Source organism: Streptomyces sp. ASQP_92 (assembly GCF_025399895.1).
Classification (GTDB): Bacteria; Actinomycetota; Actinomycetes; order Streptomycetales; family Streptomycetaceae; genus Streptomyces.
Genome location: NZ_JAODUA010000002.1, coordinates 586,809 through 611,158, shown reverse-complemented (window position 1 = coordinate 611,158; position 24,350 = coordinate 586,809). Strand labels below are relative to the sequence as shown.

At 70.8% G+C, this 24,350-nt stretch carries 19 protein-coding genes; 3 read left to right on the top strand and 16 right to left on the bottom strand.

What is annotated here, in order from left to right; all coding sequences use genetic code 11:
- Positions 1-21 precede the first annotated feature (21 nt).
- The 13 genes from N4G70_RS08755 to N4G70_RS08695 form a co-directional block, all read right to left on the bottom strand.
- Positions 22-1,572, bottom strand: a complete 1,551-nt coding sequence (locus N4G70_RS08755) for an ABC transporter substrate-binding protein (protein WP_261711921.1) — start codon at positions 1,570-1,572, stop codon at positions 22-24.
- Positions 1,554-2,636 (bottom strand): ABC transporter ATP-binding protein, encoded by a 1,083-nt coding sequence (locus N4G70_RS08750; RefSeq protein ID WP_261711920.1) that lies wholly within the window; start codon positions 2,634-2,636, stop codon positions 1,554-1,556. Before N4G70_RS08750 ends, N4G70_RS08755 begins: the two co-directional genes overlap by 19 nt.
- Positions 2,633-4,549, bottom strand: coding sequence for a dipeptide/oligopeptide/nickel ABC transporter permease/ATP-binding protein (locus N4G70_RS08745; protein ID WP_261711919.1), 1,917 nt, complete (start codon positions 4,547-4,549; stop codon positions 2,633-2,635). The genes N4G70_RS08750 and N4G70_RS08745 overlap by 4 nt, the downstream gene beginning before the upstream one ends.
- Positions 4,546-5,493: an ABC transporter permease gene (locus N4G70_RS08740; protein ID WP_261711918.1), complete on the bottom strand. Its 948-nt coding sequence runs from the start codon at positions 5,491-5,493 to the stop codon at positions 4,546-4,548. The genes N4G70_RS08745 and N4G70_RS08740 overlap by 4 nt, the downstream gene beginning before the upstream one ends.
- A 228-nt stretch (positions 5,494-5,721) precedes the next feature.
- Positions 5,722-6,546, bottom strand: coding sequence for a PaaX family transcriptional regulator C-terminal domain-containing protein (locus N4G70_RS08735; RefSeq protein WP_261711917.1), 825 nt, complete (start codon positions 6,544-6,546; stop codon positions 5,722-5,724).
- Between the two features lie 101 nt (positions 6,547-6,647).
- Positions 6,648-7,370 carry an Asp/Glu racemase gene (locus N4G70_RS08730; RefSeq protein ID WP_261712083.1) on the bottom strand — a complete coding sequence of 241 codons (723 nt, stop codon included), beginning with the start codon at positions 7,368-7,370 and terminating at the stop codon, positions 6,648-6,650.
- Between the two features lie 77 nt (positions 7,371-7,447).
- The gene (locus tag N4G70_RS08725) at positions 7,448-8,359 is read right to left on the bottom strand and encodes a fumarylacetoacetate hydrolase family protein (protein WP_261711916.1); all 912 of its coding nucleotides are present in this window, start codon (positions 8,357-8,359) and stop codon (positions 7,448-7,450) included.
- Positions 8,360-8,534: 175 nt separating this feature from the next.
- Positions 8,535-9,647 carry a cupin domain-containing protein gene (locus tag N4G70_RS08720; protein WP_261711915.1) on the bottom strand — a complete coding sequence of 371 codons (1,113 nt, stop codon included), beginning with the start codon at positions 9,645-9,647 and terminating at the stop codon, positions 8,535-8,537.
- Positions 9,644-10,681: a carbon-nitrogen hydrolase family protein gene (locus tag N4G70_RS08715; RefSeq protein ID WP_261711914.1), complete on the bottom strand. Its 1,038-nt coding sequence runs from the start codon at positions 10,679-10,681 to the stop codon at positions 9,644-9,646. Before N4G70_RS08715 ends, N4G70_RS08720 begins: the two co-directional genes overlap by 4 nt.
- 14 nt (positions 10,682-10,695) lie before the next feature.
- Entirely contained in the window at positions 10,696-13,092 is a 2,397-nt protein-coding gene (locus N4G70_RS08710; protein WP_261711912.1) for a bifunctional salicylyl-CoA 5-hydroxylase/oxidoreductase, read from the bottom strand.
- Positions 13,093-13,179: 87 nt separating this feature from the next.
- The gene (locus tag N4G70_RS08705; protein WP_261711911.1) at positions 13,180-13,674 is read right to left on the bottom strand and encodes a thioesterase family protein; all 495 of its coding nucleotides are present in this window, start codon (positions 13,672-13,674) and stop codon (positions 13,180-13,182) included.
- A gap of 74 nt (positions 13,675-13,748) precedes the next feature.
- Complete coding sequence (locus tag N4G70_RS08700; RefSeq protein WP_261711909.1) at positions 13,749-15,374, bottom strand: benzoate-CoA ligase family protein; 1,626 nt, start codon at positions 15,372-15,374, stop codon at positions 13,749-13,751.
- 142 nt (positions 15,375-15,516) lie between these two features.
- A complete protein-coding gene (locus tag N4G70_RS08695; protein WP_261711908.1) occupies positions 15,517-15,951 on the bottom strand; it encodes an ATP-binding protein in 435 nt (144 codons plus the stop codon).
- 257 nt (positions 15,952-16,208) lie between these two features.
- On the opposite strand from N4G70_RS08695, the gene N4G70_RS08690 reads away from it, so the two are divergent.
- Entirely contained in the window at positions 16,209-17,144 is a 936-nt protein-coding gene (locus tag N4G70_RS08690) for an alpha/beta hydrolase (protein WP_261711907.1), read from the top strand.
- Positions 17,145-17,261: 117 nt separating this feature from the next.
- Positions 17,262-17,948: a phosphatase PAP2 family protein gene (locus tag N4G70_RS08685; RefSeq protein ID WP_261711906.1), complete on the top strand. Its 687-nt coding sequence runs from the start codon at positions 17,262-17,264 to the stop codon at positions 17,946-17,948.
- Positions 17,949-18,011: 63 nt separating this feature from the next.
- On the opposite strand, the gene N4G70_RS08680 is transcribed toward N4G70_RS08685, so the two are convergent.
- From N4G70_RS08680 to N4G70_RS08670, 3 genes are all read right to left on the bottom strand, one after another.
- Positions 18,012-19,019: a LacI family DNA-binding transcriptional regulator gene (locus N4G70_RS08680; RefSeq protein WP_261711905.1), complete on the bottom strand. Its 1,008-nt coding sequence runs from the start codon at positions 19,017-19,019 to the stop codon at positions 18,012-18,014.
- A gap of 1,034 nt (positions 19,020-20,053) precedes the next feature.
- Positions 20,054-21,610 carry a carboxylesterase/lipase family protein gene (locus N4G70_RS08675; RefSeq protein ID WP_261711904.1) on the bottom strand — a complete coding sequence of 519 codons (1,557 nt, stop codon included), beginning with the start codon at positions 21,608-21,610 and terminating at the stop codon, positions 20,054-20,056.
- A 135-nt stretch (positions 21,611-21,745) separates the two neighbouring features.
- Positions 21,746-22,453 (bottom strand): phosphatase PAP2 family protein, encoded by a 708-nt coding sequence (locus N4G70_RS08670; protein ID WP_261711903.1) that lies wholly within the window; start codon positions 22,451-22,453, stop codon positions 21,746-21,748.
- 545 nt (positions 22,454-22,998) lie between these two features.
- On the opposite strand from N4G70_RS08670, the gene N4G70_RS08665 reads away from it, so the two are divergent.
- Positions 22,999-24,255 carry an MFS transporter gene (locus tag N4G70_RS08665; RefSeq protein WP_261711902.1) on the top strand — a complete coding sequence of 419 codons (1,257 nt, stop codon included), beginning with the start codon at positions 22,999-23,001 and terminating at the stop codon, positions 24,253-24,255.
- Positions 24,256-24,350 lie beyond the last annotated feature (95 nt).

The following is a 24,350-nucleotide window of genomic DNA, read 5'->3' as shown; positions in this document are numbered from 1 at the left end:
TGAACAGCACGCACGCGAGGGTCACCTGGGCGCTACCGACCACGCGAGATCGGGAAGGTAGCCGGGTTTGACCGCGAAACCGGTCAGCTTCTTGCCGTCGAAGGCGTACAGACCGTCCATGCGCATCACGGACACGAACCACGCCTGGTCGACGGCGTACCGCATGGCGTCCTGGTAGAGGGCCGCCTGCTTGTCGGGGGCCGCGGCGGCGGCCGCGGCCAGCAGGCCGGTGAGTTTGGGGTCCGAGGTGGCGAAGGGATTGAAGGCAGTGGGGTGCGGCAGCATCCAGTCCAGGGACAGCGCGTAACTGGTCGCGCCGCCGTAACCGAAGCCGAGGGCCGGGAACTTCCGGGAGGTGGCGTTGGTCAGCCACTGGCCCACGCTGGTGTCGGTGGTCACGGCCGCGGTGACACCGATCTTCTTCCACTGTTCGACCACGGCCTGCGTCACGAGGTCGACGCCGAAGAACCCCTGTGTCTCGACCTTCATCGAGAAGCCGTGCGGGTATCCGGCTTCGGTGAGCAGTTGCTCGGCCTTGGCCGGATCGTAGGTGTAGTGGCTGTCGTAGTCGGCGGCGAATCCGTCGAGGCCGGGAAGGGAGATCTGGTCGGTGGAGTGGCCGTGCCGCTGGACGACGGCCTTGGTGATCGCGTCACGGTCGACGGCGTAGTTGAGCGCCTGGCGTACCCGTACGTCCGCGAGCGGTCTGGCCAGGGTGCCGTCGCGGTCGGCGAGGTTCACGCCGAGGAACGCGTTGGGCGAACCGATCACGTCGAGCCCGCTGGAGCGTGCCGTGTCGACCTGGTTGGCGGTGACGGCCATCGCCTGGGCCTGGCCGGTCCGGACGGCCTGGAGAGCGGAGTTCGGATTGGAGACGACCTTGATGACCACCTTCTTCCAGTGGATCTTCGTCTTGTCCCAGTAGTTCGGGTTGGGTTTGTACGTGTAGTGGTCGCCGGACGCGGTGTTCGCGGTGTCCAGGACGTAGGGCCCGGCACCGAAGGACTGCGTGCCCATGAGCTGGGGCTGGGCCAGGCCCCTGGGACTGATCACCGAGCCGATCATGAGGAGTTGGGTCAGCAGCTGGGGCAGCATCGGGTTCGGGCCGGAGCAGTGGATCCGTACGGTGAGGGGGCCGGTCGCCGTGACCGATGCGATCGCCGATGTCCAGGAGACGTTGAGGCCGTTCTTCCGGCTGTAGTTCAGGGAGGCCGCCACCGCGCGGGCCTCCAGCGGGGTGCCGTCGGCGAACTTCACTCCGCTGCGCAGGGTGAACTCGAACTCCGTGTTGCCGGTGCCCACATAGCCGAACCGGGTGGCCAGCCCTGGGCCCGGCTTGCCGTCCTCCTGCTGGCGCAGCACGGTGTCGTAGGTGAGGTTGACGAACCAGTTGTCGGAACCCACGTTCGCCTTGGCGGGGTCCAGGCTCGCGGGCGGCCCCGGGGACACCACCGTCAGCGTGTCGCCCCGGCCGTCGGCTGACGAGTTCGAGCCGGATCCCGAACACGCCGTGGCGCCGGCGGAGAGCACCGCGAGTGCCGCCAGGACGCTGGTCATTCGCTTGCTGAACATGGCGCTTCCTTACCTGTGGGGCCCATCACCGTGGGCCGGTCGCCGAGCGGATCGGTTCGTACGCCGGTACGCGGCTGAAGTTCCGCGGACCGGTGGCAGGCCACGAGGCGCCGCGCGGGCTCCGGGTCCGTGTCCGGGCCGGTCACGGGCGCCAGAAGGGGCCGCTCCCGGCGGCACACGTCCAGGACGAGCGGGCAGCGGTGGGCGAAGGTGCAGCCGCCCGGTGCGGGCGTGCCGGTGGAGGGGGCCGCGGCCCGCGCCGCCCGGCGGGCGCGCTGGGCGCGGGGGTCGGGTTCGGGCACGGCGTCGAGGAGGGCGTGGGTGTAGGGGTGTATGGGATCGGCGTACAGCGCGGGCGCGGGCCCGGATTCCATGACCTGTCCGCGGTGCAGGACGACGATGCGGTGCGAGAGGTGGCGCACGACCGGGAGGTCGTGGGCGATGAAGAGGTAGCTGAGGGCGAGTTCGTGTTGCAACTCGGCCAGCAGGTTCATGACTTGGGCCTGGATGGACAGGTCGAGGGCACTGACGGGTTCGTCGCAGATGACCAGGCTGGGCCGGAGCATCAGGGCGCGGGCGATGGCGATGCGCTGGCGCTGGCCGCCGGAGAACTGCCCGGGATAACGGTTGGCGGTGTCGGCCGGCAGACCGACGCGTTCCAGCATGTCGGTGATGTGGAGCGAGGTTTCGCGACGGTCGGGCGCTTGGTGGGCCAGGAGCGGTTCGGCCAGGGTCTGGCCGATCGTCCGGGCCGGGTTGAGGGAGGAGTACGGGTCCTGGAAGACGACCTGGAGGCGTGCGCTGATGTCCCTCCTGACGCGCGGCCGGGCGTGGGTGATGTCGGTGCCCTCGAAGTGGATCCGGCCCGCGTGGAGAGGGGTGAGTCCAAGGACGGCGCGGCCGATGGTGGACTTGCCCGATCCGGATTCGCCGACGAGGCCCACGGTCTCCCCCGGGGCGATGCTCAGGGAGACACCATCGACGGCCCGCAGCGGCGGCAGTCCGCGGCCCTGCGGGAATTGGACCGTCAGGTCCCGGATGTCCAGAACGGGCGGACGGTTCATGAGGGGGCGCCTTCCGCGAGGAGCTGGGAGGAGTGGACGCACCGGGTGAGGCGGTCCGGCGCCGGCACGGTGAGCGTGACCGGCTCGCCGGTGCAGCGTTCGGTGGCCAGGGTGCAACGGGCCGCGAAGCGGCAGCCCGGCGGCCAGTCGCGTGGTGCAGGCACGGTGCCGGGAATGGTGGGCAGGGTCTCTCCGTCGGACGCCAGGTGGGGGTTGGCGGCCAGGAGTCCGGCGGTGTAGGGGTGGAACGGCCGGTCGAACATGGCCTCGACCTGCGCCTGTTCCACGATCTGGCCGGCGTACATCACCACCGCCCGGTGGCACAGGTCGGCGACCACGCCCCAGTCGTGCGTGACGACGAGCACCGCCATGGAGGTACGGGCCTGGAGGTCGCGCAGCAGCGTGAGGATCTCCGCCTGCACGGTCACGTCGAGAGCCGTGGTCGGCTCGTCGGCGATCAGCAGCTTCGGGCCGCCCGCGAGTGCCAGGGCGATGGCGACGCGCTGGGCCATCCCTCCGGACAGCTGGTGCGGATAGCGCCGGGCGACGGCCTCGGGGGCCGGGATGTTGACCATCGCCAGGAGTTCTCCGACCCGCTCGTACACCGCGCGGCCACGCAGGCGTTGGTGCCGCCTGACGGCTTCGGCGAGCTGTCGGCCGACGGTGTAGGTGGGGTCGAGCGCGACCATGGGTTCCTGGGAGACGTACGCGATCCGGGACCCGCGGACCGCGTCGAGGGCGGCGGGCGCGCCCACCAGATCGGTCCCGTCGAACACGACGTGCCCGCCGGTGATCCTTCCGCCGCCCGGTACGAGGCCGAGGACGGCGAGTGAGGTGACCGACTTGCCGCAGCCCGACTCCCCCACCACGCCCAGGGTTTGACCCGCGTGGACGTCGAAGCTCACATTCTGAACGACGGGGGTTCCGGCGATCTCGACCGACAGGCCGCGCACGGACAGCAGCGCCGTGGGATCGGGCTCCCCCGCGCCCTCGGCGGCGACGGGCTCGCGCGCGGCCTCTGCCGGCGGCGTCGGCCGGCCCATCTGGGAGACCGCCCAGCGCTCGATGGCGGCGTCCCGGATCGTGTCGCCGAGCATGCCGAGCGCGAGCACGGTGACGACCAGGGGAACACCGGCGGGGACCAGCATCCAGGGATCGCGGTCGATGGCCTGTGATGCGTCCGCCACCAGGCCGCCCCACGAGGGGTTGGGCGGCTGCGCGCCGAGGCCGAGGAAGCCGAGTCCCGACTGGATGATGACGACGATCGCCGCGAACAGCGCCGACTGGACGATCACCATGCTGGTCAGGCGGGGAAGGACGTGCCGCCGCAGGATCTGAGTCTGTGTCAGGCCAGCGACCCTGGCGGCGGCGACGTACAACTCCTCGCGGATGCTGAGGGTTTGGGACCTCAGGACCCGGATCAGACCAGGGCTGCCGAGGATGGCGAAGGTGACCATCGCGGCGTGCAGATTGCCGGGGAAGACCGACAGCACCACGAGGACGATGATGATGCCGGGCAGCGCGAACAGCAGGTCCGCGGCCCGGGTGGTGAGCCGGTCCACCCAGCCGCCGAGGAATCCCGACGCGAGCCCCAGGCTCACCCCGATGAGCAGGTACACGGCGAGCGCTTCGGCCACGGCCAGCAGCGTGGAGCGGCCGCCGAACAGGAGTCTGCTCAGCAGGTCACGACCCAGATTGTCGGTGCCCATCCAGTGACCGGCCGAGGGGCCCACGAGCACCTGGCTCAGGTCCTGGTCGAGCGGTCCGTGCGGGGCGAGCAGCGGCGCACCGGTGGTGGTGAGCGTGAGCAGTGCGAGCCAGAGGACACAGACCGCGCCGGCCGGCCGCCGCAGCACACGTCGTACGAGGCCGGGGCCGGTGGAGGAGGCGGCGGCCGCCATGGGTTCGGTCATGACGTACGCACCCTGGGGTCGAGTTGGCGGTAGGTCAGGTCGACCAGCAGGTTGACGAGCACGACCAGCACCGTGATGTAGAGCACGGCCCCCTGGATGACCGGGATGTCGTGCTGGAGGGTCGCCTGCTGGGTCAGGAGTCCGAGGCCCGGCATCGCGAACACCGTCTCCACGAACACCGCGGTGGCCAGCAGACTGATCAGGACCACGCCCAGCACGGTCACCACCGGGAGGGCGGCGTTGCGCAGCACGTGGCGGTAGAGGATGGAGCGGCGCGAGAAGCCGTTGGCCCGCATGACCTTGATGAAGTCCCGGCCGAGGGTGTCGAGGACGGAGTCCCTGGTCTGCTTTGCGATCATGGCCACGGCGCCCAGGGACAGCGACACCACCGGCAGCACCAGAGAACGGGCCCACTGCGCCGGGTCCTCGGTGAGCGGCACGTACCCGGTGACCGGGAACCAGCGCAGTCTCACGGCCAGGACCGCGATGAGGACGAGTGCGAACCAGAAGGCCGGCACGGCGAGGCCGACGAGGGAGAAGCCGTCCACGACCCGGACGAGGAAGCCACCGCGCCGGGCGGTGAGCACGCCCAGCGACACCCCGAGGATCCCGGAGACCACGGTGCCCGCGACGATGAGGGAGAGCGACACGGGAAGCCGTGCGTTGAGCACCGAGGTCACCGCCTCGCCGCTGAACAGCGAGGATCCGAGATCACCGTGCAGGGCGCGGACCATCCAGTGCCAGTACTGCACCGGCAGCGACTCGTCCAGGCCCAACTGGGCTCGTACGGCGGTGTATTGGTCGGCCGTGGCGTGCTGGCCGACGATCGTGCGGGCCGGGTCGCCGGGGACCAGGGAGACCAGCACGAAGGTGAGGGCGGAAACGAGGAACAGCAGGGGAGCAGCCGACAGCAGTCGTCGTGCCACCAACCGGAGAATTGCCATGCTCACCTCATAGGGAGTAGTGCAACTGGTCGGTCGTCCAGGCGTTGCGGACCTCCGCCCGACAGGCGGTGGGAGCGCGGGAGTCGAGGCGTGGCGCTGTGCCCTCAGGGACTGGTTCCGGACACGGTGCGCGCTGCCCGGACACCTGATTACACGTGTTATCGGGTGGCGTCTAGGGGTTCGTGTGAAACTGTGTTCCGCTCGTGCCCGTGGCTGCTCTCGTGCCCGTTACTGCTGGAGACCCGTGAGCTGCTGGACGTGGCGCCTGCTCGGTTCGGCGAGCACCTCGTGGAGCTTCTGGAAGACCAGGCGGGCCGTGACCGCGTTCCAGTCGGCGGGAAGCAGTTCGGTGGGCAGGCCCGGGTCGAGGTAGGGCAGCCGTCGCCACTGGGTCAGCATCGGCACGTAGCTGCGGAACGCTTCCCCCGTGTCGACGTCCCCGGGCCGGGTGAGCCGCTCGGCCACGGGGGCGTAGGTGTCGGCGAAGGCCGCGTACTGGGTCTGGATCGCCGGGAAGTCCCACCAGGAGCTGACGTTCGTCTTCAGGTCACTGAAGGCGGCGTAGTCGGCCGCGAACAGGTGCACGTAGTCGCTGAGTTCCAGGCGTACGAGCATGGCGCGGGCGTCGTCCAGCAGCCGGCCGGGCGCCAGCCACACGCCGGGGGCGATGTTCCCGAAGCCGAGCCAGGTCAGCCGGGTGCGCAGTTGATACCGGTAGGAGCGCTCGGACTCCGGCACGGAGAAGACGGCCATCGCCCAGCCGTCGTTCAGCGCCGCCGGTTCCAGGCTGTTGAAGATGCGCCGGTCGCCCTCGTCGAAGACGGCGTGGACCGCCGGGCTGAGCACATAACCGGTGGCGCCCCGCCGCTCCGGCTCCAGGACGCCCCGCTTCTTCAGGCGGGACATCGCCGACCGCACGGCTGGGCCCTCGACGTCCAGTTCGGACATCAAGGTGATCAGGTCGGCGATCGAGATCCAGCCGCCGAGGCCACGCAGGAACGCCCCGTAGATCGTGTTGATCAACGAGCTGGGCCGAAGGGGGCTGGCCGACATGATCGCCTTCCGTGGAGTGCGGTCGCGATCCTATCGGCAGGGGGCGGTGGCGCGCGGTCCGGGTGGACCGCGGCCGGGGCACCGCCGGGGTGCGGGGGGACTCACTGCGCGAGCGGCGCCTCGGCATACGCGCCCGACAGGAGGTGACCGGCTCCGGGGGCGACGGCGGGCAGGTCCAGGGCCCGGAGCAGTTGGTGGGCGGTGCAGACCGCGGCGGAGACGACGGGCTTGCCGAGGAGCTGTTCGGCTTCGGCGATGGCGCCGAGCGAGGGCATCTGCACGCACGCGGAGAGCACGACCGCATCCGCGTCGCTGTGGTCGAGGGCGCGGGCCAGATCCGGCAGGCGGGCGGGGTCGTGGGCGGCGACGTCGAGGTTGTCGGGTATCTCAAGGGCGGTGTAGTCGAGCACTTCGATGCCTTCGTGGGTGAGGTAGTCCACGACGGTCCGCGTGAGCGGGCGCATGTAGGGGGCGATCAGCGCGATCTTCTTGGCGCCGAGCGTTCGCAGGCCGTGGACCAGCGCTCCCGCGCTGGTGACGACGGGGGCGGGCGCACCGTTCTCCACCGTCCGCGTGTGCAGCCGGGCTTCGGACGTCCGGTGGTAGCCCAGGCCCATGCTCATGATCGCCACCAGGCACGCGTAGCCGAGCACGTCCACGCGGGCGTCGGAGAGTTCCACGGCGCACCGGTCGGAGTCGGCGTCCATGGCCTTGAGCTGCTCGGGGGTGACGTGGGTCATGCGCATACGGCTGGAGTGGAAGGTGAAGCGCTCCGGCGCGATGGCCTCGCGGGCGCGGAGGACGGCCGGGACTTCGGTTTCCATGGTGACGTTGGAGCTCGGCACGATCTGGCCGATGCGGTAGGTACGGTGCGACACGGTGGTCCTTCGTCTGGGAGTGGTCAGCGGGCGTCGATCACGGGGTTGGTCAGGGCGCCGATGCCTTCGACGGTGGCTTCGACGGTGTCGCCGGGCCGGAGGAACTCGGGCGGCACCATGCCGGCGCCGACGCCGGAGGGAGAGCCGGTGGCGATGACGTCGCCGGGCTCCAGGGTCATGCCCGAGGAGATGTCGGCGATGAGCCGGGCGACGGGGAAGAGCATGTGCCGGGTGTTCGACTTCTGCTTGGTGACGCCGTTGACGCGCAGCGACAGGTCAAGCGCCATGGGGTCGGCGATCGCGTCGGCGGTGACCACGGCCGGCCCGAAGGGGGCGTAGGAGTCCTGGCCCTTGGAGAAGAACCACTGGCCGGAGCGGCGCTGGTCGCGGGCGCTGATGTCGTTGACGATGCTGTAGCCGAAGATGTGGTCGTACGCCTCCTCCTCGCTGACGCGGAAGGCGGTGCGGCCCATGACGACGGCGAGTTCGCACTCCCAGTCGAGCTGGTCGGTGAGGTCGGCGTTGTGCAGAATGGGCTGCCCGGGTCCGGTCACGGCGGTGGCCGGCTTGCTGAACAGCACCGGCCTCGGCGGCAGTTCCTTGTCGGTGTCCAGGCTGCGATTGGACTCGGCGACGTGTTCCACGTAGTTGAGTCCGACGCCGATGATCTTGCCGGGGCGCAGCGGGGCGCGCAGCGACACCTCGGTGATCCGGCGCACCGCTCGGGCGGGCCATCCGGCGGGGTCGTCCGCCAGCAGGCGCTGCGCCGCTTGCCGGGCCGGGGCGCCGGCCCGGATGAACGACAGGAGATCGAGCGGGAGTTGGACGTCGGCGCGCTCGGCCAGAGCGGCGAGATCGACGATGTGCTCGTCGTCGGTCTGGGCGCCCAGCAGGTGGGGGCCGTCGTCGGTCAGGGTGTAGGTCACCAGTCGCATCGGTGCTCCTTGCGGGGGTGCGGGACTGCGTGGGCAGTGGGGGGTGGCCGGGGGCGTCGGCGCCCGGCGGCCACCCCGGTCCAGGGGCGGCGCGGGGCGGGAACCGCCCCTGGTGTGGTGCGGCGCCGTACCGCTGCCGGTGTCAGGGCCGGCGGCTTCGGTACGGCGCCGCGGCTCAGGCGGTGGGCTGCTGCCCGCCGTTGTCGGTGTAGGCCTCTTCGCGGTGGAAGCCGAGGGAGCGCATGACCGGGAAGTCGTTGAAGGAGAAGAGGCAGGCGTCCTCGTCCTGGTCGAGGTTGTGGTGCTCGTGCCAGGCCCAGGACGGCACGCAGAAGATGTCGCCCTTCTTCCAGGTGAAGCGCGTTCCGGCGATCACCGAGTAGCCGTGGCCCTTGGCGGCGGTGTAGACGACCGAACCGGTGTGGCGGTGTGCCCGGGTGGACTGGCCCGCCCGCAGAAGCTGCATGTGTGCACCCATCGTGGGCATGACCGGTCCGCCGGTGAGCGGGTTGGTGTACTCGGCGATCACTCCGTCGTACGGCGAACCCTCGCTCGCCCGCGCGAGGTTGCGCAGCGCCTCGTAGGTCGCCTCCCAGGGAAAGGCCAACAGGGGCGAGTAGGGGCGGGTCCATGTGTCCATGCCGTAGGGCAGCAGGTTCCCGCCATAGCTGAGCACCGAGGAGTTGATCACCTTTCCGGGCGCCTGGTACAGGTCGGGGTGGACCTCGTAGAAGCCGGCGTCCAGGGCGTTGACCAACGGAATGTCAAGGCCGTCCTGCCAGATGACCGGAGCATCGTCGGACTCGTTGCCGTGTTCGTGCCAGGTGCCGTTGGGGGTGATGGCGAAGTCGCCGGGCTCCACCTTCAGCTTCTGCCCGTCGACGATGGTCCACGCTCCGGTGCCCTCGTGCACTAAGCGCAGTGCGGCCGCCTGGTGGCGGTGCGCGGTCATGGCTTCGCCGGGGCCCATGATCTGCAGGCCCGTGTAGAGGAGTCCGGCCGCCGCGCTGACGTCCTTGCGGCCGGGGTTGACGAGCATGACCACACGGCGTCCCGCGTCGTCGGCCTTGACCAGGTCGAGCGCTTTGCGCACCAGGGGCCGCAGTTCGTCGTAGCGCCACAGAACGGGCACCGACTTCGGCTGCGGGTACCACGGCTCGATGTCGTTGGCGACGGTCCACAGCGCACCGGCGTCGAGTTCGGCGAGTTCCCCGTAGTAGGCGGTGAGTTCGGGGGTGTCGCTGACCCGGGCCCGGCCCAGCATGCTGTCGTCCTGCTCGGTGGTCATGCTTCCTCCTTCGTGGTACAGGTGTGCTCGGTGGCAAGGGGCGCTGTCGTGAATGCCTGTGTGTGCGCGGGGTCGGTCGCGAAGGTCACCGGGGTGCGGGGGCGGTTGTCGACGTGGAGCTGGAAGACATCGAAGCGGTTGTAGTGGCCGACGATGTCGTGCATCTGCTTGGGCTGGACGCACTTGGCCAGGTCGATCTCCGCGTAGACGATGCCCTCGTCGTCCACGAGTGGTTCGGTGACCGGGCGCCCGTCGGGTCCGAAGATCCCGGACAGCGCGCTGCGGGGCCGTGCGAGCATACGGCGCAGTTCCTCGTCGTCGCCGGCGATGGTGTCGACGATCTCCGGGGAGATCGTGGAGCACGCCACGACGGAGAAGACCTTCCCCTCGAAGCTGTGGGCGGCGGTGCGCACGGCGATGGCGTCCGCCATGTCGTAGTCCGCGGGGGCGACCGGCAGGGAGATGTAGCAGGACGCGTGGACGAGTTCGCCCTGCGCGAGGAGGGCGAAGCGGGCCAGGGTGTTGGTGTTCTCCCCGCAGGCGAGCGCGCCCAGTGGTCCCACGGGTGTGGAGTGCACCTTCAGGGAGCTTCCGTCACCGCCGGTCCAGGTGAGCTTCTCGGCCCAGGTCGGCACCAACTTGCGGTGTACGCCCAGCAGTTCGCCGTCGGGGCCGATGGTGAGCAGCGTGTTGTAGAGGACGCCGAGGCTGTGGGGTGCTCGTTCGTTGACGCCGATGACGAGGACGACGCCGTACTGGCGTGCCGCGGCGCGCAGGGCGTCGACGTGGGGTCCGGGGATGTCGACGGAGGAGCAGTGAAGGCGCTCGAACCACGGCGAGCCCTGGACGGGGTTCATCGTCCAGTTCCAGTAGGGGTACCCGGGGACGAACACCTCGGGAAAGACGACGAGCGTGGCGCCGCCCGCGGCCGCCTCGGCGATGAGGGCGACGGCCTTGTCGACGGTGGCGTCGGGGTCGAGGTAGACGGGGGCTGCCTGGACGGCGGCCGCGGTGAAGCGGGGCAGGTTCTGCATGGGGTCCCTCCGGTTCAGTGGGCCGCGGCCTGAAGGGTGGTGGCGCGGGCCGGGGGCAGCCAGCGCTGGTGTACGGGTGCGGCCGGTGCCCGGAGCAGGTGCAGACGCGGCGGGACACGGTCGGTGCGCGTCCCCGGCGGGCGCCCGCTGCCCGCCTTCCACGACGCCGGCCAGGGGGCGGCGGGGCCGCTGTAGCCCTGGGCCGCCGCGGCGTGCAGGGTCCACAGCGGGTCGTGCAGCTGAGCGCGTCCGACGGCGCACAGGTCCGCACGGCCGGCGAGGATGATGGAGTTCACATCGTCGTACGTGGAGATCGCGCCGACCGCGATGACGGGGGTGCCGGTCGCGTTGCGGATCAGATCGGCGTACGGGGTCTGGTAGCTGCGGCCGTAGCGCGGGCGTTCGTGGGCGACGACCTCGCCGGTGGAGACGTCGATGGCGTCCGCTCCCGCCTCGGTGAGGCGGCGGGCGATCTCGACGGCGTCGGCTTCGCCGGTGCCGCCCTCGGCCCAGTCGGTGGCGGAGATGCGTACGACGAGCGCCTTGCCCGCGGGCCACACCGCCCGGACCGCGCGCAGCACCTCCAGCGGGAAGCGCAGCCGGCCGGCCAGGGTGCCGCCGTATTCATCGGCGCGCGTGTTGGTGAGCGGCGAGAGGAACCCGGACAGCAGGTGGCCGTGGCCGTACTGGAGTTCCAGGACGTCGAAGCCGCACCGGTCGGCGCGTTCGGCGGCGCTGACGAAGTCGCGGGCGATGGCGTCCAAGTCCGAGCGGGTCGCTTCGTGCGGCACCGCACTGTGGGCGTCCCAGGGCAGCGGCGAGGCGGCGAACAGGGGCCAACTGCCTTTATTCCGTGGGGTGTTGGCACCGGCTGAGTGGGGTGGCCGGGAGGCGGCGCGGCGGCCGGCGTGGGTGAGCTGGATGCCCAGGCAGGTGTCGGACTGCTGGTGGACGAAGTCCGCGATGCGCTTCCACGCGGCCTCCTGTTCGTCGGTGTACAGGCCGGGGCAGCCGGTCGTGGCTCGCCCTTCGGCGCTGACGGCCGTCATACCGGCGAACACCAGGCCCGAGCCGCCGACGGCCTGGGTGCTCAGGTGCACCAGCTCGAAGTCGCCGGGTATGCCCTTGTGGGCGGTGTAGAGGGCGATGGGCGGGGCGACGACGCGGTTGCGCAGGTGCAGACCGCCGAGTTGGAAGGGGCGGAACATCGGCGGGGCGCTCGCCGCACCGGGCAGGGCGGATACGGCGGCGCTCCGTGCGGCGTGCCGGGCGTCCACGGCGCCGGTGAAGCCCTCGTCGCGTACCCGGAGGTTGTCGTAGGTGACGCGGCGACTGCGGGTGAGGAGGTTGAAGGCGAACTGGTGCGGGTCCTGGTGCGTGTAGCGCCCGACGTTCTCGAACCATTCGAGGCTGGCCTGGGCGGCACGCTGGGTGGATTCGACGACGGGCCTGCGTTCGGCCTCGTACGCCGCGAGCGCCACGGCGACGTCCTGGTGCTCGTGGAGGCAGGCGGCCAGCGCGAGTGCGTCCTCCATGGCGAGCTTGGTGCCGGAGCCGATGGAGAAGTGCGCGGTGTGGGCGGCGTCCCCGAGCAGGACGATGTTGCCGTGGCGCCACGTCCTGTTGCGGACGGTGGTGAAACGGATCCACTTGGAGTTGTTGGGCAGCAGGCGGTGGCCGTCGAGGTGGTCGGCGAGTATGCGCTCGCAGAGCCGGATGCTGTCCTCGTCGCTCGTTCCGGGCGGGTGGTCACGGTCCGCGAACCGGTCGAAGCCCGCGCGCCGCCAGGACTCCTCGTCGGCCTCGACGATGAAGGTGGAGCGCCGGCCGTCGAACGGGTAGGCGTGCACCTGGAGGGTCCCGAAGTCGCCCTCGGCGACGATGAAGGTGAAGGCTTCGAAGACCTTGTCGGTGCCGAGCCACATGTAGCGGCAGGTGCGCTCGTCGAGGTCGGGGCCGAAGGTGTCGGCGTGGGCCGCGCGGGTCGCCGAGCGCACTCCGTCGCCGGCCACCACCAGGTCGTACCGGGCGGACAGTTCCTCGGCCGGCGGTGCCTGCGTGCGGTAGCGGACGTCGACACCGAGGGCCGCGCAGCGCTGTTGGAGGATCTGCAGGAGGCGCTTGCGCCCGAGCGCGGCGAAGCCGTGACCGCCCGAGGTGAGCACCTGGCCCTGGTAGCGGACGTCGATGTCGCTCCAGCGGGCGAAGTCCGCGGACATGGCGTCGAAGATGTGCGGATCCGCCTGCGCGATGCCGTCGAGCGTCTCGTCGGAGAAGACCACGCCGAAGCCGAACGTGTCGTCGGGCGCGTTGCGCTCCCAGACGGTGATGTCCCAACTCGGGGAGAGCTGCTTGGTCAAGGCCGCGAAGTACAGCCCGCCGGGCCCTCCTCCGATAACTGCTACGCGCACGGCGTTCCTCCTAAGTATTTCCACAACAAGATATGCCGTAATTTTGGCGACCGTCAAGGACTCAACATAGACGGCATGGATGCCTGGTCACGCGTACAGCTCCGGCGCCTGCGGGCCCGACACGGTGAGGACGTCCCGCACGTCGTCGGCCCAGGGGGTGGAGCCGGTGGCGCGGGAGGCGGAGTGGGCGATGACCATGCGTCCGGTGGCCGCCACCTCGCCCGCTTCCCCCAGCACGGTGAAGGCGTAATGGAGGGAGCTCGTCCCGACCTTGGTGACGCGCAGTTCGGTGCGCACGATCTCGCCGAACCACAGCCGGGCCCGGTAGTCGGCCTCGAAGCGGACGCGGGGAATGCTGCCGAAGAGATGGGCGAGGCCGAGGCGCCGCAGCAGGGCCGCCTCGGCGGCCTCGGCCCAGCGCACCACAGTGGAATGGTGGTAGTGGCCCGCCGCGTCGGTGTCCTGCCACTCCACGCGCCGCTCGATCACCACGCTCGGCAGATGTCCGGTGCGCGCCTGCGGACATCCGGCGGCGCAACTGTCGGTGGCCGCGGGTTCTTCGTGGGGGACGGTGGCGGTCATGGGTGTGCCTTTCGTCTGGCGGGAGGCGGCATGGCTCACGGCGGAGGCATGCCGAGGAGCGGTGAAGGTGGGCGCTACGAGACGCCGGAGCCGGCGCGTCTGCGCAGCTCGCCGCGCTGGAGCTTGCCGTTGCTGGTGCGGGGCAGCTCGCCGAGGAACTCGATCGCGCGCGGATACTTGTAGGGCGCGATGGTCTGCTTGACGTGGTTCTGGAGTTCCCTGACGGTCGCCTCGTCCGCCCGAACTCCCGGGCGCAGTACGACATATGCCTTGACGAGCATGCCGCGCTTGGCGTCCGGGACGCCGACGACGGCGCACTCCTCCACACAGGAATGCGTCGCCAGGGCCTTCTCCACCTCGGGGCCCGCGATGTTGTAGCCGGACGAGACGATCATGTCGTCGCTGCGGGCGACGTACCAGAAGTAGCCGTCCTGGTCGCGTACGTAGGTGTCTCCGGTGACATTCCAGCCGTGCCTGACATAGGTGCTCTGGCGCGGGTCGTCCATGTAGCGGCAGCCGGTGGGACCGGTGACGGCGAGCAACCCGGGCTGTCCGTCCGGCACCGGGTCGCCCTGCTCGTCCACGATCCTCGCCCGGTAGCCGGGAACCGGCCTGCCAGTGGAACCGGGGCGTATGTCCTGGTCGGCGGCGGAGATGAACACGTGCAGCATCTCCGTGGCACCGATGCCGTCGATGATGCGGTGCCCGGTGGCGGCGTGGAACTCCTCCCACACCTTCGCCGGCAGCGCCTCCCCCGCCGAGACGCACCGGCGCAGCCCGGACAGCTTGTGGGTGACACCCGCCGCCATGATCGCTCGGTACGCGGTGGGAGCAGTGAGCAGCACGGTGACCTGGCGGTCTGCGACGAGTTCGGCGAGTTGTTCCGGGGTGGCCTGCTCGACCAGCAGCGTCGAAGCGCCCACGTGCAGGGGGAAGACCACCAGGCCGCCGAGTCCGAAGGTGAACGCCAGCGGCGGTGTCCCGGCGAACACGTCGTCGCGGCATGGCTTGAGCACATGGCGGGAGAACGTGTCCGCGTTCGCCAGGATGTCGCGGTGGAAGTGGAGGGTGGCTTTGGGGCGGCCCGTGGTTCCCGACGTGAACGCGATGAGGGCCACGTCGTCGGCGGCGGTGTCGACAGCGGTGAACGTGCCGCTCTTGCCGGCGCAACGCCGCGTCAAGTCGCCCTCGCCGGCCCCTCCGTAGGTGATCACGGTGGGGCCGGGGGTGCCGGCGGCGGTGAGTTCGTCCAGGAAACGGTGGTCGCACACGGCAACGGCCGGCCGGCTGATGTCGCTCAGTTCCGCCAGCTCCGTCGCGCGCAGCAGCGGCATGGTGGTGACGGCGACGCCACCCGCCTTCAGCACACCGAACCACGTCGCCACGAGCCAGGGGTTGTTGGGCCCGCGCAGCAGGACCCGGTTTCCGGGCCGGAGCGCGAAGTCCTCGGTCAGCACCTGCGCCACCTGGTTGGCGCGCCGCTGGAGTTCGCCGTAGGTCCAGCTCTCGGTGGGGGTCAGCAGACAGGGACGGTCCGGGCCCCACCGGTCGACCGCGTCGTCGAGCAGGCGCTGGGCCGCGTTGAGCCGGTCCGGGTACCTCAACTCCGGTAGATCGAAGTGGAGTTGGGGCCAGAGCGAGAAGGGCGGGAGCCGATCGCGGCAGAAGGAGTCCGCGTGTGCGGACGGGGAGAGCTCCATGGGGCGGCACCTCAATCTGGGGGCAGCGGGAGAATGAAGCAAGTATGTCGTCGAATTGGCGAGCGTCAATATTTCGCTACATCCAATTTTGGTAACGGCCCCGCCCCGGCACCGGGACGGCACACCACCCCGATGCCGAACCTCACCCGACCGGCAGGCGCACCCGGACGGTCTTGCCGTGCACCCCGGCATGGGCGGACATCTCGCCACGACGGTCGGCGACCAGGAATTCGACGATGCCCATCCCCCGGCCGCTCTCGGCACCGGGATCCGCACACCGGGCGCGCGGCAGGACCGGATCACCGTCGGTGACGTCGAGCCGGAGCCAGCCGGCGGTGAGGGTCACCGTGACGCGCAGCCTGTCGGTGGCCTCCGCGGCGTGCCGCACCACATTGGTGGTGAGCTCACTGGTGACCAGGAGCACCGCGTCGGCGACCTCGGCCGATATCCGCCACCTGCCGAGGGCGGCGCGCACGCGCGCCCGGACGACGGGAATCTGGTCGACCGTGGGGGTGAGCGACCAATGCGCACAGGAGTGGCCGGAGGGTGCGCGGAGTTGGGGAGGCTGGGTGAGCATGGGGGGCTCCCGAGGCGGGGGGAGAGAAGCCTGATAGCTCGTGTAACGGGTCTTGTGCAATGGCGGGCTGGTGCCGTAAAACTCCTGGCAGGAGATCGCTCGCACTTGTTGTTACACGTGTAACATGCTAACCATCTTCCGACGCAGGACGCAAGGATTTCGGACAAACGTCACGAACGCGGGCACCAGACCTTGGTCGGAGCATCCGAACCCCTTCGCGAGCCCCCCGTCGCCCTCCTCGATGCGAAAGGGCATCCATGACGCAGTCACCTCCGGCCGAGCTCGACCTGACCTGGCCCCCGCCGCCCTACGGACAGCCCGTTCCACCCACCCTCGCCGAGGACGGGGTGCGCCGTTTCGACGGGGTCACCTACGCCACTACCCCCGGGTACCGGCCCCGGCTGCTCGATGTGCACGTACCACCGGCCGATGGCCCGGTGCCCGCCGTGGTGTGGATCCACGGCGGCGGCTGGCTGGACGGCGACCGGCGCTATCCCCCGCCGACCGTCCCGGCGGCTCTGCTGCACGGTGCGATCCTCGGCGCCGGGCTCGCGCTGGTCAGCATCGACTACCGGCACAGCCTGGAGGCGCCCTTCCCCGCTCAGCTGCACGATGTGAAGGCCGCGATCCGCTACGTGCGCCGCTTCGCCGAGTCGTTCGGCATCGATCCGGAGCGGCTCGGGGTCTGGGGCGAGTCGGCGGGGGGCCACCTTTCCGCTCTGTCGGGACTCGTGCGTCCCGACAGCCCCGGCGGCCCCGCTCTGGAAGGCACGGAGGGCGTGGGCGCGGGCGACACCTCGGTGCGCGCGGTGGTGGACTGGTACGGCGTCTCCGAGATCGTGACGCTCCTCGCGCACCCGATGCCCATGCCGCCCGATGCCGCCTTCCCCGACCCGTACGCCGCTCTGCTCGGCGGAACCACCGAGCAGCGGCCGGAGTTGGCGCGGGTCGCGAGCCCCGTCACCTACGCGCACGGTGCGGACATCCCCCCGTTCCTGCTGGTGCACGGAACGAGCGACGGCCTCGTCCCGTACAGCCAGAGCGAGGTACTCGCCCAGGCGATCACGGACGCGGGTGGCGAGGTCACCCTGCAACCCGTGGAGGGAGCCGACCACATCTTCCTCGGCGCCCCCGACGTGACCCCCATCGTCAACGGCGGCGTCGCGTTCCTCGCCCATCACCTGGGCGCCTGAGCCCGAACCCCGTGGTGGGGCGCGGGACACCGCGTCCCACCATCCCCACCCACAACTCGTTCCCCTTCTCCCGACACTCATCCGGTCGCCGGAACGTACGGCTTCGAGAGGCGCTCCATGTCCCGCACACTCGACTCTTCAGTCACACCCGCGACCGGCCGTCGCCGCGGCTCCGCGCCGGCCGCGCCGCGCGTCGGCGTGGCGCGCCTGGGAGTCCTCCTCCTGCTCATAACGGTGCTGCTGGGGGCGGGAGTTGACGCGGATCCTCGCCAACCGTCGTTCCAGGGTCTTGACGACCGGTGGCTGTCATGGATGGGAGGTCCGCACGGTGGTTTCCACGGTGTCGTGGCCGCGGTGCTGAACTGGTTCGGCGGACCGCTCGGTGTGGTGGTGCCGCTGGTTCTGCTGCTGTTCCTGGTGGCGCGCAGGCGATGGGCGTCCGCGGGCTACCTGGTGGTCACGTACGGGGTGGGGAACTTCCTGGTCGTCCAGGGTCTCAAGTTCCTGGTCGACCGGCCGCGTCCGGAACACCCGCTGGTCCGGGTGGACCACGGCTCCTTCCCGTCGGGCCACGCCGCGGGGGCGGCGATGCTCGTGGTGATGGTCGGCGCCCTGTGGGTGCCGACCGCGCGGCGGCGTGCGTACTGGTTCGGTGGGGCGCTGTTCACGGCCACGATGATGTGGAGCCGCACCTGGCTCCACGCGCACTGGCTCAGCGACACGGTCGCCGGGGCCGCGGCCGGTGCCGGTACGGCGCTGCTGTCGTGGTGGCTGTTCCGGCACAGGCTGGCACGGGAGGGGTGAAGGTCCGCCCCGTCGGAGGGAGACACGGCGGACACGTGCGGCGCCGGGTGACCTGAGAGGGCCTCAGGAGGTCTGGCGATGGACCACGACGGCTTCCATGCCGGGCACCGGCGGTGCCGTCCCCGTTTCGATCAGTTCGTGGAGGGTGTCCGCGATGCAGGCCGCCGAGGGCAGGTCGAGACGGATCGTGGTGAGCGGCGGGTCTTGCAACCGCGACAGCACGAGGTCGTCGGAACCGACCACCGCCACCTCGTCGGGAACCGCGATGCCTTCGGCTCGCAGCGCGTGCATCAGCAGCGCGGCGTACTCGTCGTTGAAGGCGAAGACCGCGTCCAGGTTGCGCTCGGCCCAACCCCTGGCAAGGGCCGTGGCGGACTCGCTGGTGTACGACAGGCCGACGGGCGTCACGGTGGCCATGTGCCGGGCGGCGACCGCTTGCGCGCCCGCGAGCCGGGGTTCGGCGAAGGCCTGGAGGCCGCGTTCCTGCGGCATCACCACGGCGATCCGGCGGCGTCCGCGCGCGATGAGGTGCTCCGCGGCGGCGGCGCCGATGGAGGCGTGGTCGAACGGCACGGTGTGGACCCCGTCCACCGGATGGGAGGCGAAGGCCAGCAGCCCGCGGATGCCCGCGCGGCGCAGCACCTGCGCGGCCTGAGCGGTGAGGCGGTCGCCGTCGATGGCCAGGACCGCCGAGGGCCGCAGCTCGGCCCACGAGCGGGCGGCGGCCACCGGGTCGGCGAAACGGCCGGCGTGGAGCACCGTGGTGTATCCGTGCCGGTCGAGTTCGCTGTGCAGGTCGTCCACCCAGTCGCTGACGAGGCGGCCGATGGCGGAGATCGACGCGGGCATCAGGACCATGTTGCTGCGCCCGGCGCGCAGCGACCGTGCGGCGGCGTGCGGGACGTAACCGAGGTCCTTGGCCGCGGCCAGCACCCGGGCCTTGGTGGCGTCGCTGACCCGGTGCCCCTGCGTGTTGTTGAGCACGAAGGACACGGTGGCGCGGGAGACCCCGGCCAGCCGGGCCACGTCCGCGCTGGTGATGGCGGCTGGGGCGGGCTTTTCTTCGGCCATGACGTCCTTCTTCACTCCTTGCAGCCGACGAGCCGCTTTCACCCCATACGTTACACGCGTTACTCGACGAGCCCGATGGATCACAGCAGCTCCGTCCCGTCCTCGTGCCCGTTTCCCTACGACCCGGCGGCGGCAGACGGCGCCCTGCCGACGGGGGGCGAAGAGATGTGTACGACCCCGCTCCTGGAGCGCTGGGGGGCGCTCGCGCCCGTCGTAGGGGCCCCCGGGCCGGGCCGCATGGCTTGTGCCGGAGTTTCGGGAGGTGCCGGAACTCCTATGGAACGGGCGGGACTTCTCCAGCGGTCCACGGCATTGGAAGGCCCTCGCCGACGGCGTGATCCCCGAGGCCTCGTCTGTACTGCCGGTCCCCGGTGTGCGTCCGGCACTGCACCGCCTGGACGGTCAGCCGCACCGCAGGCAACGCCAAGTGGTGACGCAGGCGCTCGGCCGCATCGACGTACGGCGGCTGCGCACGAGGGTGCGGCGGCGGGCCGAGGCCCTGGTGAACGGCTGGGCGACGCACGACGGTGCCGATCTGGTCACGCAGTACGGGCAGCCCCTGGTGGGGTCGGTGTTGGAGAGCTGCTCGGCGCCTCGCGGAATCCCAGGCCTGCCCGCTGGGCGCACTGGCCGGTGCCACGGCGGGCAACGCCGAGGACGCCCAGGATGCGCGCCGCTGGGGCTGGGGGAATTCCCTGTCCGGTTGGCAGCAGGCACCCGTCCACCTTTCTGGCGGGCGCCGGACGGTACGCGGCGGGCGCGGGCCGCACACGCGGTGCGCCGCTGACGGCTTGGACGGCCCCCGGCTGTCCGGCCGGGTCGCGCCGCGGTCGTTTTCGCCGCGTACTCCTGCGGCCGGGGGCCGTCCTGTCGCCGTCGACCGCCGAGACCATCGCGCCGGGCCGCAACGCCGAGGACGCTGCCCTGACCATCTGCCACCCGGTAGCAGCGCGGCCCCCTCCGGCGGAGGAGGCCGCGCGACTACACGTGTAACAACTTGCACCGGGCGACATTCCCGGACAATGTGTGACCGTCTAGGGACGCGTACGCGCCTCGTGCAGGGTGCGCGAGTGTCCCGCGAGGTCGTCCACCGATGTCACCACGGAGTCGAACCGCATGGTGGTGCGCGACTCGGCCCCGTAACGCCGCCAGGTCGGCAGACCGCCGTGGTTGGGATCGCCGGTGCGCACGAAGGCGATCCACGCCCGGTGCATGGCGTCCGCCAGGCCGTCGCGCACGGCGGGGTCGATGCCTCGCACGAGGGGCGCGTGGGACCACTTGTCGAAGTTGTGGAACACGAAGGGCAGTTCCAGGCAGTGGGCCGCCGCGAGCCGGCCGTCGTACACCGGGGTGGGCAGGTCGAACTGGTAGGCCCACACGGGGTGCCCCGCGGCGGCCCGTCCCTCGGCGAGTTCGACGCCAGGTACACGGAACAGCTCGTCCGTGATCAGGTCCATGAGCACGTCGACCGAGCGGGCACCTGGGCGGGTGCGGGCGTAGGCGTCGTAGACCTGGCCGGCGTCGCCTTCGAAGACGTCCGCGATCCGAGCGACCACCTGCTCCCGGGTCGCCGCGGCGTACCTCTCGTCCAGCGCGAAACCGAAGTTGGCCTCCTCGCGCGTCCAGCCGATCATGACGTCGATGTCGGCGGCCGCTTCGTCGAGCAGGGTGCGGGCGGGGTGCTCGTGCAGGGTCACGCCGTCCCGCACGGGGAGGAAGGGCGTGGGCCAGTAGCCCCATCGCGTGGTGTGTCCGAACAGGGCTCCGGCCGCCTCGATCAGTCGCGGCCAGGGCAGCTCGCGGAGCTCGTCGGTGTCCTTGGCGCCGGCGAACCGCAGGTAGGCGGCGGTCCGTTCGAGGTATTCGGCCGGGTCCGGGATGTGCAGGCCCAAGGGCGGGCTCTGCAAGATGACGCGCTGGACCATGCGACGCGCCTCGGGGTGGCCCGCCAGGGCCGCGGTGGAGATCGCTCCGCCGGACTGTCCGGCGACCGTGATGGTGTCCGGATCGCCGCCGAAGCGTGCGATGTTCTCGTGCACCCAGCGCAGGGCGGCGAGCTGGTCGGTGAGCCAGAAGTTCCCGGCCCGCGCCTGGCCCTCCCCATCCTGGCTCCCGTCGCACTCGGCGCCCGGGTAGAGGTAACCGAGCGGGCCCACACGGTAGTTGATGCTCACCACGACGAGATCGCCGTCCCGGGCGAAGGTGTCACCGGAGTAGATGGGCAGGGAGCCCGAGCCCGACACGAAGCCGCCGCCGTGGATCCACAGCAGAACCGGCCGACGGCCCTCGTCCGCGGCGGGCGTCCAGATGTTCAGGGTCAGGCAGTCGTCGTCGAAGGGCGGGAAGCCGTGGCCGCCGAGCACCGGGTCGCCGCCCTCCGTGTACATCTGCGGCGTACTCGGCCCGTCGGTGGTGGCGTCGCGCACTCCGCTCCAGCCGGGGTGCGGCTGCGCCGGCCGCCATCGGAGCGCGCCGACCGGTGGCGCCGCGTACGGCACCGCCCGGAAGACGGTGATGCCCTCTTCAACGGCCCCTCGCAGTCGACCTGACTCCAGGTCGACCACCGAAGGACCGTCCGGGGAATGGTCCATGTGCGTTCCTTCCTCATCCGGGCTGCGCGGCGCGAACGCCGTACACACCCTCGACACTATGGCGCATTTTCGACGAGCGTCAAGAAGTCGAGATATCCACCGACTTCCTCCGTCCGGCCCGTCCCCGTCGGACATTCAGAACAGGCGGACGGCCGCGGCCCGCACCGCTTCGCGTTCCAGCAGGGGGGCGAACGCCCGCCACAGCAGGAGGCAGGTACCCGCACCGGCCAGAGCGCCGGCGGCCGTGTCGCTGAACCACTGGGCGTGCAGCCAGGTGCGGCTCCACATCATCGCGGCTACATACACACCGCCGAACAGCCACCACCAGCGGCGCACCCGCGGCGGGAACGCCACCACCGCGGCCACCATCACGAGCGTCACCGCGCTGAACACCTGCCCCGAGGGGAACGACCCGTCGTTGACCAGGACCAGCGGGTGCGGCGGACGCGGGCGGTCGACGACCTGCTTGAGGGGCATCACGACGACGAAATTCGTGAGGACGGCAGCCGTGAACGCGAACAGCCCCGAGCGCCACCGCCCGTAGACACACAGGACGCCGACCAGCGTGAGCGGCACGACCGCTCCGATCGGACCGCCCAGACGGTCCAGGGCATCGGCGAAGTCCGTGGTCGCGCCGTTCCCCGAATGCTCCGCCCAACGGACCCAGGGCGCATCCAGACGCGCGAAAGGCGACGGCCTGCCCCGTAGCGCGAGCCCGACGGCCAGGGCCGCCATCACGAGTGCGCTTGCGATGGCCGTGGCGCCCCGGGGCGGCGGGGCGGGCAGACGATCGCGTGTGCTGGTCGGCGCGATTGCGCCGGGCAGCGGAGGAGCAGGGAGCATGACAACCCTTTCGGGGATGCGGTGACAGGGACGGAGAGCGGGATACCTGCAGGTCTGCCGGGCGCGCGCCATCGGCGAACGGGATCGCCGTTCGGGCGGATGAATTGACGTGCGAGGCACGGGAGGAGCCGGGCGGCGAGCCGTCGGCTCGAGCGCGCCCCGCCGGGGGACGGCTCCACAGCCGCACCAACCGTGACGGGACGGCGGCGGCGAGTATTGCGCCTACGCGGCGACCGACACAAGGGCAATATATTTTTCGGCCACGCAGATTCCTCGCGCCACGGCGAAACGCGCAGCCCACGCCCCCTACGAGCCGACCGACTTACCCACCCCTCCCCTTCGGCACCCTCTCCTCGCTCTAGCGCGGAACCCACCCGGGGTGCTACACAATGCCCGTACAGCGCTAACACGTGTAACCGCATGGCTCAAACTCTCCGCCCGCGCGTCTCTCGCTGCCGTGGCCCCTCCCCCTCTGCTCCGTCCCGAGGAGTCGACATGTCCGTCTTCGACAGCCGTAACACGGCGCCCACGCATCGGCGGCCGTCATGACCACGAACGAACTGATCGAACCCCGCCCTCACACCGCACCCGCCGCGTCCCGCCAGCGCGCGCTCATGCTGCTCCTCCTGATCGCGAACGCTTCCATGCTCGCCGTCTACATGGGTGTGGGATCCGTGCTGCTTCCCCTGCAGATCGCCGCCGTCGACCCCGCGCACAAGGTCGCCGTGCTCGGTCTGGTGGGCGGCGTCAGCGCGGTCTTCGCGACCGCGTTCAACCCGATCGCCGGGGCGCTCTCCGACCGGAGCGGACGGCGCAACCCCTGGATCCTCGGCGGTGCCCTCGCCTCGCTGGCCGGCCTCGCCTTCCTGGGCACCGTACGGACCGCCCTGATGATCGGCATCGGCTGGTGTCTGGTCCAGGCGACCATGAACGTCTACCAGGCAGCGGTCACCGCAGTGGTCCCGGACCGCATTCCGGCGGCCCGACGCGGAACGGCATCGGCCCTCGTCGGGCTCGCGCTGCCGATCGGCGGCAGCGTCGGGGTGCTCATCGCCTCGCAGCTGTCGGACAGCGTCAGGACGGGCTACCTCGTCTTCGGTGCGCTGGTCGCCGCTGCCGCCGTGCTGCTGGCGGGCTCCTTCCGAGATGTGCCCAGAGATGTGCCCCGCGACGTGCCCGAGCCGGCGGTGGCACGGCGCCGACGCCTGGCCGCGCTCCTGTCGGCCCTGTCCCACCACGACTTCCGATGGGCGTTCATCGGCCGCGCGCTGATGGTCCTTGGCTACTTCTCCGTCATCGGCTACCAGCTCTACATCCTGGAAGACCACATCGCGCTGCCCTCGGGGCTGGCGCCCGCCTCCGCGATGGCGATTCTGACGCCCGTGTCGATGGCCGCCATGGCGATCTCCACGGTGATCGGCGGTGTGCTCTCCGACCGCTGGGACCGGCGCAAGGTGTTCGTGGGTACGTCGGCCGCGCTCGCCGGGCTCGTCACGGTGATTCCCGTCCTCAGCCCCACCTGGACCGGAATGCTCGTCTTCAGCGCCCTCAACGGGCTGGCCTTCGGCTGCTTCATGGCAGTGGACACAGCGGTGGTCACCCTGGTGCTGCCCAACGCCGAGGACGCCGCCCGCGACCTGGGCGTCCTCAACATCGCCAACGCCGGGCCGCAGATCATCGCCCCGTTCGTGGCCTCCGCGATCGTCACCGCCTTCGGCGGATACAGCGCGCTGTTCCTGGTGGGCGGCGCGCTCTCCCTGGTCGGGGCGCTGGCGATCCTCCCCATCCGCAGCGTCCGCTGAGTCCGACTCCGCTCCGGGGCGGCGCCTCGGGGCGCACCCCTCATCACTCCGGCGGTCGCCTGCCGAGGGTCGGGCGACCGCCGGTCCGGTCAACT